Annotated in this window: 10 protein-coding genes, 1 pseudogene and 1 riboswitch; all 11 genes and pseudogenes read left to right on the forward strand. The window is 56.6% G+C overall.

The window, feature by feature from the left end; translation table 11 throughout:
- Positions 1-972, forward strand: a pseudogene (locus tag JIN85_RS18890) (hypothetical protein); the annotation flags it as partial.
- 12 nt (positions 973-984) lie between these two features.
- On the forward strand, positions 985-2,355 hold the full coding sequence (locus JIN85_RS18895; protein ID WP_200273755.1) for a trypsin-like peptidase domain-containing protein: 1,371 nt from the start codon (positions 985-987) through the stop codon (positions 2,353-2,355).
- The gene (locus tag JIN85_RS18900; protein WP_200273757.1) at positions 2,352-4,727 is read left to right on the forward strand and encodes a glutamine amidotransferase; all 2,376 of its coding nucleotides are present in this window, start codon (positions 2,352-2,354) and stop codon (positions 4,725-4,727) included. Before JIN85_RS18895 ends, JIN85_RS18900 begins: the two co-directional genes overlap by 4 nt.
- An 11-nt stretch (positions 4,728-4,738) precedes the next feature.
- The gene (locus tag JIN85_RS18905; RefSeq protein WP_200273759.1) at positions 4,739-5,125 is read left to right on the forward strand and encodes a hypothetical protein; all 387 of its coding nucleotides are present in this window, start codon (positions 4,739-4,741) and stop codon (positions 5,123-5,125) included.
- A gap of 26 nt (positions 5,126-5,151) precedes the next feature.
- Positions 5,152-5,727, forward strand: a complete 576-nt coding sequence (locus JIN85_RS18910) for a hypothetical protein (protein ID WP_200273761.1) — start codon at positions 5,152-5,154, stop codon at positions 5,725-5,727.
- A 37-nt stretch (positions 5,728-5,764) separates the two neighbouring features.
- Positions 5,765-7,144 carry a tRNA (N6-isopentenyl adenosine(37)-C2)-methylthiotransferase MiaB gene (gene miaB, locus JIN85_RS18915; protein WP_200273763.1) on the forward strand — a complete coding sequence of 460 codons (1,380 nt, stop codon included), beginning with the start codon at positions 5,765-5,767 and terminating at the stop codon, positions 7,142-7,144.
- A gap of 55 nt (positions 7,145-7,199) precedes the next feature.
- Positions 7,200-7,598 carry a DoxX family protein gene (locus JIN85_RS18920; protein ID WP_200273765.1) on the forward strand — a complete coding sequence of 133 codons (399 nt, stop codon included), beginning with the start codon at positions 7,200-7,202 and terminating at the stop codon, positions 7,596-7,598.
- Positions 7,599-7,625: 27 nt separating this feature from the next.
- Positions 7,626-7,723: riboswitch (Fluoride riboswitch) on the forward strand.
- A gap of 87 nt (positions 7,724-7,810) precedes the next feature.
- A complete protein-coding gene (locus JIN85_RS18925; protein ID WP_343225495.1) occupies positions 7,811-9,142 on the forward strand; it encodes a voltage-gated chloride channel family protein in 1,332 nt (443 codons plus the stop codon).
- 461 nt (positions 9,143-9,603) lie between these two features.
- Positions 9,604-11,247 carry an autotransporter-associated beta strand repeat-containing protein gene (locus tag JIN85_RS18930; RefSeq protein WP_200273770.1) on the forward strand — a complete coding sequence of 548 codons (1,644 nt, stop codon included), beginning with the start codon at positions 9,604-9,606 and terminating at the stop codon, positions 11,245-11,247.
- Between the two features lie 223 nt (positions 11,248-11,470).
- A complete protein-coding gene (locus JIN85_RS18935) occupies positions 11,471-11,917 on the forward strand; it encodes a PTS sugar transporter subunit IIA (RefSeq protein WP_200273771.1) in 447 nt (148 codons plus the stop codon).
- 6 nt (positions 11,918-11,923) lie between these two features.
- The gene (locus JIN85_RS18940; RefSeq protein WP_200273773.1) at positions 11,924-13,687 is read left to right on the forward strand and encodes a ClcB-like voltage-gated chloride channel protein; all 1,764 of its coding nucleotides are present in this window, start codon (positions 11,924-11,926) and stop codon (positions 13,685-13,687) included.
- Positions 13,688-14,193: the final 506 nt, after the last annotated feature.

Raw genomic sequence — 14,193 nt, forward strand, 5'->3', positions numbered from 1 at the left:
GGCGACAAGGGCGACAAGGGCGACAAGGGCGACAAGGGCGACAAGGGCGACAAGGGCGACAAGGGCGACAAGGGCGACAAGGGCGACAAGGGCGATCAAGGCGATCAACCCGGAAAAGGCCAAGGCGAGTCTCCGTCCGATCAACCCGGCGAAGCTGGAAAAGGCCAAGGCGAAGGCGAAGGAAACAACGGGGAAGGCAAAGGATCGGCAAAAGACGGCAACGGCAAATCCGGCTCCGGCCCCTCGCAGAAATCCGGATCTGGCAATCAAGCAGCAGATGCAGAAGAGCAGCGCAAAGAGGCTCTGGAACGCGCCGCACGGCAAGCCGCCACCAACGATGACATCCTGAAATATCTCGCCGGAAAAGAGTCTGAAACTGGAGAAGGTAGTGATCTCGAAAATCTCCGCAAGGAGGGCAAAACGGATAGCCTGGAGCAACGACTCAAAGATGCTGCCGCAGGCAAAACCGACGGCGAGCAAGTGGCTAAGGACTTGGAAGAATTTGCCAAAGCTCTGGAACAGGAAAGAGCCGCGCGCCGCCAAAGCCGCTTGGACAACCTCGCTGAGACATTGGAGGAAACCACGAAGCAAAAGCAGGAAGCCGAAAAAGGCTCCGGCCAGGGCAAAGGAACGTCTCCTAACGCGGTCGCAGGCGATCCAGAGGAACCATCGGATTCCAACCAAGGCCATGGAAAAGGAGCGAAGGGCCTGACCGAAGACTTCCGCTCCTTCAACGACAAGGAACTTACCCGGCTTGCCGGATTGCTGGATGAAAATCCACCGGACACTCTCACTGCCGAACTACTGGGCGAAGCCGAGCGCCGCCTCGGGAACATGATCGCTGAAATCACCGGTCTGGCACGCAGTGAAAATCCGTCCGGCAGCATCCCTCCTGCTTACCGCCGGGCGGTCGAAGACTACTTCCGCGCCCTCTCTGATGATCTGGGCGATGACATCGACCATTCACGCTGACCTTTTCCTCCCATGCTTCGACTTCACCAACTCCCTCTCGTCCTTTCCTGCTCGATCCTTGCCGGTTCCGCTTTCGCGGACCCATCGCCTTTCTTGGTCGATCCGTCGCCACCGCCTGCCAATCAGGAGTCCGACATGCTGGCCAAGGTGACCCCTGCGATCGTCAGCGTCTTCCCGGGCCGTCTCGCGCAAACTCAGGAATCTGAAGGAGAAAATCCGACTTCCCCGATGGACCGGTATTTTCGGCCGGACGAAAAAAAGGATGAAGACAAACCCTCGATCGAAGGCGTGGGCTCAGGCGTGATCGTCACCACCGACGGCTTGATCATCACCAACCATCACGTGGTCACCCTCGCCACCGGTGAAGCAGCGGATTCACTGATCGTTGAGCTCACCGATCGACGCAGATTCCCCGCCAAACTCATTGGCAGTGACCGGTTGACGGATCTTGCCCTACTCAAAATCGATACCACCGGCCTGGCCTACATGCCGTTCGCAGATAGCGCCCAGGTCCGAGTCGGCGATCCCGTATTCGCCATCGGCAACCCGTTCCGAGTCGGACTCACCGTCACCAAAGGCATTGTTTCTGCGCTGGATCGCTCCGGACTAAACATTGGCGGCGCCAATACTTTTGAGGGCTTTATCCAGACAGATGCGCCGATCAACCCCGGTAACTCCGGCGGAGCGTTGGCCGATCTCGAAGGGCGGCTCGTTGGCATCAATACCGCGATCTATTCCCAGGGCGGGGGCAACCTAGGCATCGGCTTCTCGGTTCCATCCAACCTGGCGTATGCCATTGCCAATCGCCTGCTTCGCGATGGCAAAATCAACCGTGGATTCTTCGGAGTCCGCAGCGAATCGGTTGATCAAGACATCGCGGAAAAAGCCAAGTTGCCGAAGATTGCCGGAGCGTTGTTAGCTGAAGTAGCCGAAGACAGCCCTGCCGCGAAAGCTGGCTGGAAAGACGGCGACGTGATCACGGAAATCAACGGTCGCAGCATTTCTGACCGCGGCGTATTCCGCCTGATCCTTTCGCTCGCCGAACCCGGCGAAGTCGTTCAATGCACAGGATATCACGACGGGAAAGCGGTCCAACATGCGGTCACTCTCGGAGCTGCCAATGATGAAGTCTCCGGCACCTTTGAAGCCAACGGGCTTAGCGGTGTGACTTTAAAGAAAGTCGAGAAGGGACTCGAAATCACGGAGGTCTCCGCAGAATCGGTCGCCGCGAGAAAATTCAAACCCGGACAAATCATTGTGAGCCTCAATGACGAGCCCGCCACCGGAGCACCGGCTCTGGAAGCCGCCATCCGCCGTGGCGTCAACACCTTCAAACTCCTCGCTGATGGCAGCGAAATCACCGTGATCCTTCGCCTCGAATGACGTTACCCCATCTCCCCGGCCTGGACTGGCATCCTGCATTGCCAATCCCATTCATTGTCGTTCTGGCAGCGATCGCTGCTTTGGCGGCGATTTTGTTCATTCCATTTTCTGCCAATCTAAAAGGCTGGGCAAAACTCCCGGCCCTAATCCTGCGACTGCTCACGGTGGCGGCATTGGTGATCTTATTGCTGAATCCTGTAGCGATCGAGAACGCACCACAGGCCGATCGATCGGCGGCACTGCTGCTGGACACCTCCACCAGCATGGCATTGGGGAAACGCTTACAAGATGCAACCGCGTTTTCCAATTCCGTCACCGATGAATTCGGCAGCGGCACTTTGCTGAAATACAGCTTCGGACCGGAAACCAAACCTTTGCACACGGATCAAGTCCCGAAGCCAACCGGTCGCACCACCCGTCTCGGTGATGCCATCCGGCGAGCGCTGGATGCCCACCCCACACCCGCTTCACTCTTGGTGATCGGCGATGGCGGCGGCGATGACCGTCTGGAGCTCGATACCGCAGCACAGATCGCAAAAGCCCGTGGCATTCCCATTCATGTGCACCCAGTCGGTGGTGAGGACAAGCTGGCAAATGCATGGATTGCAGGCATCAAAGTTCCACCGTCCGCCAGACCCAATTCGACGGTTCCAGTTGAAGTCCGGGTTGGCTCACGCGGGATCAATCGAGCACTCGCCGTAAGGTTGCTTGATGCCAATGGCACCACGCTTGCCAGCAAAGAAGTGAACGCATCGGAAGATCCGGAACCGGTGCAGCTGGAAATGACCACCGGGATTCGCACCGAGGTCTATCGGGTCGTTCTTGAACAAGCGAACGGAGACATCATTCCAGAAGACAATGAAATCAGCTTCCAGCTGGACATCGTCAGCCCGAAAATCCGCGTGCTCTACATGGAAGGCTCCCACATGTCGCATTTGGTCAAAAGCGATAAGCAATCGGCCGTCTGGAACACCATGGAGCTGATCGCCCGCGCCTGGGACGCGACCGGAGAAATTGAATCCGATCTCTACAGTGTGATCGCCCAGTATTCCAACACTCCAAACCTTTTCAAAATACGACGTTTCCTCGGCGGCGGGATGGAATTCGATACCACACACGGGTTCCCCAACACTCGCGAGGATTTGTATAAATACGACGTGATCATTTGCAGCGACATCGCACGCGGCAACTTCACCAAAGATCAAATGGACTGGGTCGTCGATCTGGTCACCCGCCGCGGTGGCGGATTCTGCATGATCGGTGGCAACACCTCATTCGATAGCGGCGGATACGACAAGACCCCCTGGGAAAAAATCACCCCGGTCGACATGGTCAGCTACGGCAACGGTACCACTTTCCAGGGAGCGTATGTGGCGATTCCAAAATCCGCTCGCAACCATCCAATTTGGCGGATTTCTCCGGACCCTGCGGAAAATGACAAGATTCTCGACAGCCATCCGCCTTTCTATGGTTACCACGATATCAGCCGCGCCAAACCCGGTGCCACGAACCTGGCGCAAATCGAAAACGGCGGAGCGCCCCTCATCACCGTGCAATCCTACGGGCGCGGTCGCTCCATGGCCTTTCTCTCCGATGCCAACGGGAGCTGGGGATCTGCCTACGTGCATTGGGGCGAAGGCCAATCACCCTCTTCCATCATTACCAGCAACGAAATCGGCCAAGGATCGCAGATTCTGAAGAGCACCGAAGGAATGACGGACGCCGATGCGGTCCCCGCCGATATGCCACACCCATCGCCCGCCTATGCTCAATTCTGGGTCAACACCGTGCGTTGGCTTGCGGAGAACAGCGTCCGTCGCCTAGGTGAAGGCATCAGTGGTCGTGCGGCGGATTCTGTGGCGCGCCCCGGAGTGAAATTGCCAGTCTCGGCGGAAATTGTCGCCGGCGTTTCTCCGGAAGAAATGCCCAGCTTGCAGGTATCCGCCCGGTTATTGATCCCGGGAGCCCCATCCCAGCGCTTGAACTGGGACCGCGATCGACGCGAATTTACCGGATCGGTCCAGATTCCGAACGATATCGACAGCAAAAATGTTGGCATCATCTTCGAGTCCAAATCGGATGCTGCCAATTTAAGTGACCGCCTCTCGTTGCCGGTGCTCGCGCTGAATCCGGAAATTGAACACACCTCCGCTACGCCCGCGCTCCTCAGAGATCTGGCAGCCGCGACCGGTGGAAATGAATTCAATTCAGCCGACGACGCTGCAGCCCGCCTGAAATCGGACATTGAGCACAGTGAAAAATCAGTAACCACCCTTTTGCGGCCAGCATGGGATCAACCACTTTTCTGGCTCATTCTGCTTTTCCTATTAAGCGGTGAATGGTTGCTGAGAAAAATCGCCCGCCGTGCTTAAGCTCACCAGGCATGAGCGAGCCAAACCCGTATGCACCGCCGGAAACGATTGACTCCATCCCGGTTCGACCCAATGGGATCAAAGCCATCGTCACCGCTTGGGAGAAACTTCGCCTCGTCTACAATGGGCTTCTGCTGATCCCGGGGATCGTGGTTTTCGTGCTTTTCTCCCGCACGTCGTTGCCGATTCACGTCCTGACCATGCTCTCGATCCTGTTCGGCATCGGCGCGAACCTCGCATTTTTTCTCGGACCGCTGGCCGAACTCTACCTCTCCGCATTTTTCTTCCAGGAAACGCCCAGCCGCTCCGCCAGACGGCTGCTTTTCTCCGCCGGACTGATCGTTTCACTGGGCATCATCCTACTCGCCGCCCTGGTGGCGATCGGTGTGAATCTCTAAAACCCGCCTTTCTGTGTGGATTCCGCGTGCCGATTCCGTTCTCCGCCCTTGCCACGAGTCGCTTCTTCATTTCCACTCCCCGTTCCTTTCTATCTTTCACCGTGAAATCCCACGAACTTTACGCCGCCGTAGATCCCGCACTTGTGACTGAAATGCTCGATTGGTTCCGCGCCAACGACCGCAACGTCTACAAATCCGCCGTTTCAACCCTCGCCGCCAATCGCAAACTCCGTCCGGTCTTCGTGCAGAAAAAGTCTCTGCCAGATCAATATGCGTGGATTTTGAAAACTCTGCAGCTGCGCCCATGCGACACGATCGGTGAGCATTTGCTCCAAGCTTACCTGATGTCTGCTCAGCAATCGATGCTCGCGATGTTCTGCGATGGCCTCGGCATCCCTCACGATGGCAAAGGCTCCGTGGTCGGCGATCTGCCGAAAAACCTCGATTCCGAGCGCCTCGACTCGACCGTGGACCGCTTGGTTGACCTGTTTGAGCCGAAGATGTTCACGCTTTATCTTTACTGCTTCAACATGCAAGTCCCCGGCGGCTGGCCAAACCTTACGGCCAAGCTGGAGTCCGACGAGCGCCTGAAGCTCGCTTGATCCACCAAGTTTCCCGCCTCCCAACTCACCGTTTCCCATGCCCAAGGTCTACGTCAAAACCTACGGCTGCCAGATGAACGAGCGCGACTCCGAGCAGGTCTCGCGCATGTTCGTCGAGGGCGGCTACACGGTCGTCCATGACGAATCCGAGGCCGATGCCGTGCTGATCAATACCTGCTCGGTCCGTGACCAAGCCGAACAAAAGGCCTTGGGAAAAATGGGGACGATGATGTTCGAGGGCCGCGACCGCCGTCACGTGGTCTACGGCTTCATGGGCTGCATGGCCCAGTCCCGCGGCGAGGAACTTTTCAAGCGGGTTCCCAGTCTGGATGTCGTCGTCGGCACCCAGAAATACCATAAGGTTTTCGAATACGTGGACGGCATCCTGAAACGCAGGATGGAAGCACGGATGGATGACCCATCCTTCTCCCTGCGCGGCACGACGGTTTGTGACACGGCGGAAGAGGAAGGCTCGCAAAACACCATTCGCGATCACCTGCCGAAACCGAAGGAAGCCTCTGCCTTTGTCTCGATCATGCAGGGCTGCAACATGCGTTGCTCGTTCTGCATCGTCCCCGATACCCGCGGCAAGGAGCGCGGACGGCCGATCGATGAAATCGTCGCCGAGGTCCGCCATCTCGCCGCCCACGGTGTGACCGAAGTCACGCTGCTCGGCCAAATCGTGAACCTCTACGGCCGCACGGAATTTCCAAAAGTGGACGGCAAGTCGCCCTTCGTCCAATTGCTGGAAGCCGTCCATGCGATCGATGAGATCAAACGCATTCGTTTCACTTCGCCGCACCCGATCGGCTACCGCGACGATCTCGTCGCCGCATTCACCTATTTGCCGAAACTTTGCTCGCACATTCACTTCCCGATGCAAAGCGGCTCGGATCGTATCCTCAAGGCGATGCGCCGTCCGTATAAGAACGAAAAATTCATCGAGATCTGCGAAAAGATGAAGGCTGCCCGACCCGGCATCGCCATCACCACCGACATCATCGTCGGCTTCCCCGGAGAAACCGAGGAGGATTTCCAGATGACCATCGATACCGTCGAGCGGCTGAAATTCGACAACGCCTTCGTCTTCCGCTACTCGAAGCGCCGCAACACGCCGGCCGCCGAAATGGAAGGCCAGCTTGAGGAATCGGTGAAGGAAGAGCGCAACCAGCGCCTGCTCGCCGTGGTCGATCGCCTCGCCATCGCCAGCAATGCGGCACTGGTGGGAACCCGCCAGCAAGTGCTTTGCGAGGGCCCGTCCAAGAACAATGCCGCGCGGCTTTCGGGACGGACCCAGCAGAACAAGATCGTGATTTTCGACGGCGATCCAGCCCGCCTGACCGGTCAATTGCTGGATATCGAAATCGAGCGCTCCACCGGCTTCACCTTGTTTGGCACTGCCTGCTTGGATGATTGAGAAAGCGGAGATCTTGATTCGCGTAGCCTGGGATTCCAGGCTACCGGTTGGATCGATGAGCTCGCTACGCCTCCTTTCCTGCGGACTTCTCGGGATCTTTTTCACGGTCGCCGGAATCGCCCACTTCGCCAGCCCGGAAACTTATCTGCCGCTGATGCCCGATTACCTCCCTTGGCATCTGCCACTCATTTACCTCAGCGGTGCGGCGGAAATCATCGGCGGCCTCGGCCTCTGGATTCCCAAACTCCGCCGCGCGGCCGGATGGTGGTTGATCGCTGTCCTGCTAGGTGTCTTTCCGGCAAACATCCACATGCTGGTAAATCACGTTCCGCTCGCGGGCAGGCCAGTGCCCGAGTGGATTTTGTGGGCCAGACTGCCGCTGCAATTTCTCCTGATCGCTTGGATTTGGTGGGCTTCCATTCGCAAGACGCAGGGTCGCAATGCGCGGGCTTGACCAAATACCAGCCTCACGGCTAATTTCCGCGTGCAAGGCAATGGATTTCTGCCGCCCGGTTTTCCCGGGAAACCGCTCGGATTGGTCCCTCCATGGGACACCGGGCTGATGATTCCTACTCCAAACTGAGTAGAATAACGTCCATGTCTGTCGCCTCCCGAAACCAAGATTCCTCCCCATCCGCTAAAGAAATCGCGCAATTTTTCACCCGGATGCTGCGCTGGTCTGCCGCCATCATTCCCATGGCGATCATCGTCGGCTCAGTCTGTGCGTTTTTCCTCTGGAGTCTCCACGAAGCGACCCGCATCCGCTTTGAAAACCCTTGGCTGCTCTGGCTGCTCCCAGTGGGTGGATTCGCGGTTGGTTGGCTGTACCATCAATTTGGGAAATCCTCGGAACGCGGAAACAATCTGCTGATGGATGAAATCCATGAACCCGGCGGCGGCGTTCCGGCCCGGATGGCTCCACTGGTTTTATTTGGCACGCTCGCCACGCACCTTTTTGGTGGCTCCGCCGGTCGCGAAGGCACGGCCGTTCAAATTGGAGGCAGCATCGCCAGCGCATTTTGCCGGTTTTTCCGCTTGGATGCGCCAAGCGTGCGAATCCTCCTGATGGCAGGGATCGCTGCAGGCTTTGGAGCCGTTTTCGGCACGCCTCTCGCGGGAGCCGTTTTTGCATTGGAAGTCCTGACCATCGGTCGACTGGATTACGCCGCATTGCTGCCCTGCCTCATCGCCGCCGTCGTTGGTGACTGGACCTGCCACGAATGGGGCATCGGCCACACCCATTATCAGATCAGCTACCTAGCCAGCGCCCTCTCGCCATCTGCCAATTTCCATCTGGATTTTTGGCTGATGGCAAAAATCGCCCTGGCAGCCATCGCCTTTGGACTGGCCAGCCGCTTGTTTGCGACCCTTTCGCATCGGCTCTCGGCGTTTTTCAAAAGCACCGTCAAATACCCGCCGTTTCGTCCGGTCCTCGGGGGCCTGATGGTGATTGCCCTGTTTTACCTCGTCGGAACTGCTGATTATCTAGGACTCGGTGTAAGCTCTCCTGATCCCGGAGCCGTGACTTTGGAAACTCTTTTCTCCTCTGCCACGATCCATCCGTGGAGCTGGCTGTGGAAAATTATTTTCACCGTGGTCACCCTCTCAAGTGGCTTCAAAGGAGGTGAGGTCACACCACTGTTCTTCATCGGCGCGGCGCTGGGAAATGCACTGAGCGGTGCCATGGGAGCGCCGCCGGATTTATTTGCAGCACTTGGATTTGTCGCCGTTTTTGCAGGTGCCACCAATACCCCTTTGGCATGCACCCTGATGGGAATCGAACTTTTCGGTGCAACCCATAGCGTCTACATGGCAGTTGCCTGCACCATTGCTTACCTCTGCAGCGGGCACTCCAGCATCTATCTTTCTCAACGCCTTGGCATTCCTAAATTGAAAAGCGACAAAGGATACCCCGAAGGCACCAGTCTCGGGCAGCTGCACGCCGCAAAATCCGAAAAAGGTAACTCACCGTCTGTCAGTGAGACACCGAAGCCATGAAATTCGTAGGACATGGATCCATCTCCACCCGGAGAGCATCCAGCCAACCACGATTGATTCACGAAATGTTAGAGCCTATCGAATATCATTTATGATATCACCTATCCATATTGGATTTACGATTGATAGAATTAAAATTAGTTAGATAATTTAGTTAGATCCAATCGTGATTCGATCGTTCAATGCGCCCGCCGTCTCAATTGAAATGGAAGGCATCATACTCCACCTTCCTTGCGCCACCTCCAGCTGAACTCCAGTATAATCTGATCAAGATTCAGTTAAAAGTTATCGAATGCCAACCATCAAAGAATTGGAAATTCCAAACGTTTCAATGCTTGTCGCTACAAATTTTACATTTATCTCAAGATCAACTAGATAGCCCTAAAGTCGAAAAACGACCATTGACCAATCTATGGACCACCTCTAGGAATCGCGGTGAATGCTCCCGAACAACATTCATCATGAAACCAAAATCATATCTAACCCTTAAGCGTAACGGCTTTATCGCCCGGACTGCTCTTACTACCATCGTGGCCGCGTTCAGTGTGGCTGCTGTTCAAAATGCCAAAGCGATCGATTGGGATGGCGGCGGTGACGGCACCAGCTTTGGTGACGCAGCAAACTGGGATGGCGATGCCGTTCCAGATGCCACGCAAGAAGCTGCCCTCGGCGCAAACAGTGCAACCATCTCAAGCGGCGATTTCAGCGTCGATTGGGTAAGCGCTACTTCCGGCTCCCTGACGATGACCGGCGGAAGCATCACAATGGACTACGCTGCTGGCTACGGCGCCAACTTCGGCACCGAAGGTGGCTCCGTTCTCACCATGTCTGGCTCAAGCTTGATAACCATGAGCAACATGACCGTCTGGCGGATCGGCAGCGGTTCTTATGCTGGAACAACGACACTCAACATGTCCGACGATGCGTCGATCGTCCGGACCGGCGGCGGATACTTCGTTCTCGGCAATGGCAATTTCACCGGAACCATGTCCGGCAATTCCTCCATCAGCTCTGATGCGAGCGAGTTCTACATCGGTGACGGAAATAGCAATGATCAAGTCGCGACACTCGACATGAGCGGCACATCGTCGATTTCAGTCACTGGCGGACGTTTGGTCGTGGCACACGGCAGCCTCACCGATTCTACCATCAATTTGCACGATTCGGCCAGTATCTCAATTACCTCGACCGATGCATCGGTCATCGGCAATGGTGGAAGTGCAGTGGTTAACCTGTATGATTCTAGCACATTCGATGCTGCTTATCTCAAGGTAGGTGACAACACGACGTCTGCTTTGGTTACGATCAACGACAATGCCTCGATGAATGTCACGAAGCTGTCGATCGGACATTACGCCGGCTCCGCTGCAACCGGAACTGTCGACGTCAATGGCTCCGGAGCAGTCCTCACCGCTGGTGACATCATCATGGGCCGTGACGATTCAGCCGGTGGCGCCATGTCATCCTACCTCAACATCAATGGTGGCACGGTCATCGCGAACAGCATCCAACACGGCGGCGGTGACGCAGGCACCACCCAATTGATCACGGTCGACGGCGGCACCATCCAAGCTGCTTCTGATTCCACGGAGTTCTTCTCCAACACAGCTGCACCAAGTACAAATGTCGAACTCATGGTTGCCATCTCTGGTGGTGGCATGACATTCAACACCGCAGGCTACGATGTTGCTACCGCCCAATCCTTCACAGGAACCGGCGGTTTCACCAAAACCGGAGCTGGAACCCTGACCTTGTCCGGCGAAAGCACCTTCACCGGTGGCATGACTGTGATGGCTGGCACACTCAGCCTTGCCTCCGCAGCAGCACTGACCTCAGACACCACTCTGGACCTTGCGACCGGAACCGCGCTGAGCCTGTTCTACGGCGACGACACTCAGACGATCGCCGCGCTTTTGGTTGATGGTGTGGACACTGGCCTCACCGGCACCTATACCGTAGATGAGCTCAATGGAGAGGACCTTGGCGTCACCTTCACGGGAGATTCCGGTTCCACCCTGACCATCGGTATGGTCCCAGAACCAAGCGTCGCCGCGCTTTCCGCGCTGATGGCCCTCGGTCTCCTGCGCCGCTCACGCCGCGCCTGAACCCGATCACCATCGATTCCAGGTTCCTGATCGGGACTCTGAATCATGCTTCCGCGCCCTGCCTCCGACGAGGCAGGGCGTTTCTTGTTGGTGAATCTAACAAATCTCTGGCTCCTTCGTAGGACAACTGCTCTGAATAGGTCGGTCGCAAAAATGGTGACATTTTTGCCCGAGGCGGAGTACCGCTTTGCCCCATCCCAAAATACGTGCGATCGTCCGACCCATGCCCCAATTGCCATCTTCCGTTTCTCTCAGTTGCCCGCCGCTGCTCGACATCCAGGCGACCGATGAGATGGAGGCAATCCGCATGACAGCTGGCCTGCTGGCCGCGAATCCTCTGGTAACGGACAGCACTGCATTTCTTGATGCGGTTCTCGAACGGCAACGCATCAATCCGCCCTTGTTGGGCAAACAAATTGCACTTCCCCACGCGCGGACACCTGCCGTGAAGGATATGGTTTTCGCGGCTGCGCGCTCGCTCACCCCCATCCCATTTGGAGAGCAACAGGAACCCGTCCAACTGATTTTCATGTTCGGCGTTCCTCCTCACAAAATCAGCGAGTATTTGGCTGCCATGGCTGGCTTGGTCCGTAGGCTGAAATCTCCGGGCGTTATCGATTCCCTGCTCTCCACGGAATCCGCCGACGACTTTTCCGAGCTTTTGAAATGATCTGAAATGGAGCCAGCGAAAACAGAATCTCTGGGATCCATCACCAAACGGCTGGTCCGGCTGAGGATCTGGCTGTCCGAACACGTCCGCATCAGCGAACTCCAGGCGACCCTGCTATGGGCGGCGCTGATCGGCGTCGCCGGGGCTTGGTCCTCGATTGCCTTTCGTGAAATCACCGATCTGCTGCACAAACTGGCGACAGGATCCGACGGCGGCTACGTCGAAAGCTTCACCTTGCTGCCGCCATGGCGGCGCATCGCAGTCCCAGCCATTGGCGGACTTTTTGCCGGACTCACCTTGTTTTTAGGCACCCGATTCAAATCCAAACAAAACTCAACCGACTACATGGAAGCCGTGGTCGTCGGAAACGGAAACCTCTCCGTGCGCGCCAGTTTGGTGAAAAGCATTTCGGCCCTGTTTTCCGGCGCCACCGGCGCATCGATCGGTCGGGAAGGTCCGTTGGTCCAGCTATCCTCATTGGTCGCTTCTGTCATCGGCCAATGGTTCAAATTTCCACTCGCGCGTCGGCGGCAGATGGTTGCCTGTGGTGCAGCCGCCGGGATTGCCAGCGCCTACAACGCCCCGATCGCCGGAGCCTTCTTCGTCGCGGAAATCGTCCTCGGATCCATGGCCATGAATGCTTTTGGGCCGCTGGTGATCGCCTCGCTCGCGTCCACGCTGACCACGCGAGCCTACATGGGCTCCGAGGCACTTTACGCGGCACCGATTTTCACCCTCCACGGCAACCGGGATTTCCTCGCCTATCTGGCGCTCGGCATCGCCTGCGGTTTCATCGCTCCCGCATTCCTGAACTTTCTGAAAGTCAGCGAAAGAGGATTCAGCAAACTGAAACTCCCTGCCTACATTCGACTCGCGATCGGCGGGGCAATTGTCGGCTTGCTCGCCATTTATCGCCCTGAAGTCTGTGGCAATGGCCGCAGTCTGGTGTTCGCCATTCTCAATCACCCCGGCACTTGGCAGGCCTTGGCCATCGTCCTCGCCTGCAAGCTCCTCGCTACCGGGGCGACTTTCGGCTCCGGCGCGGTCGGTGGTGTATTCACCCCTACCCTCTTCACCGGTGCAGCTTGCGGATACCTTTTTGGTGCCTTGTGCACCTTCCTGCTGCCTGGCTGGGGAATGCAGCCAGGCGCTTTCGGACTGGTTGGCATGGGAGCGTTCCTCGCTGCGGCAACCGGTGCGCCGGTGATGGCCATCATCATGATCTTCGAGCTTACCCTGAACTATGAGATCTTGATGCCAGTCATGCTTGCAGCGGTGGTCAGCTACTACATCTGCCGCTCCATCACCAGCCGTTCGCTCTACGGGGACGCCCTCGCCCGAAAAGGTCAACACGCGGTCACCGAACGGCTCGGCACGCTCAAAGTGGTCGATTTGATGCAACCTCGTGGTGACTCGTTAAAACTGGATTCAAGCTTTGGCCTGGTTGCCCGGTCTTTCCTGCAAAACCGTCACGATTTCCTCCCGGTCGTGGATGGCGATCACTTTTCCGGCATCGTCCTGCTCCACGACATCAAGCCCTACCTGGATCAACCAGAACTCGAGTCGCTTCTCATCGCCCGCGATGTGATGCGCGAAGGAACTTCCAGTCTGAATGCGAAGCAAACTCTGGAAGAAGCACTCCACATTTTCGCTCGATCCGACACCGAGCGCCTGCCCGTCCTCGACGATCAGGCCCACTTGTTAGGCAGCCTCACCAAATCCGACGTGTTATTGTTCCTGGCCGGCATCCCCAAATCGACAGAAGCCTAGATGGCAGTTTCAGCTGATCAGTCGGAAATGCTCCTAGGTTGAGATTCAACCTGTTTTGGGACTAGAAGTTGTTCAATGGAGAGTGGCGATTTTCGCCTCGAGCTGCTCGGGAGATAGGTAGGTCACCGCAGCATATTTCCAGCTGTAGAAAAGATTGGTGTTGATCCAAGGTTCCGGCTCGCCTCATTCGGATCATAATCGATTCATGCCATAGCACGAATTTGTATTCAAGGCTCTGCCCGGCTCTCCTTTTTTGTGATATTCGCCTCAATCCTTTGCTTGGTTTTAGTATCCTGGATCAATGCAGCCCATTGGCGTGCGGTTACTGTATCACCTTGATTGGATGCTTGTGTGGCGAAAGCGGCGGCTATATATTGGGATTTGCTCGGAGAAAGGGCTTTCCAATTCTGCATAGACCGTTTGCCAAAAATAATTGCCGAAAAATCTCATAAAAAGCTGGTACGACTATTTGAAGCCTATTAGCTTTCCTCATCTGCCGTCCCCGT

It is taken from the genome of Luteolibacter pohnpeiensis (assembly GCF_016595435.1).
GTDB classification, from domain to species: Bacteria; Verrucomicrobiota; Verrucomicrobiia; order Verrucomicrobiales; family Akkermansiaceae; genus Luteolibacter; species Luteolibacter pohnpeiensis.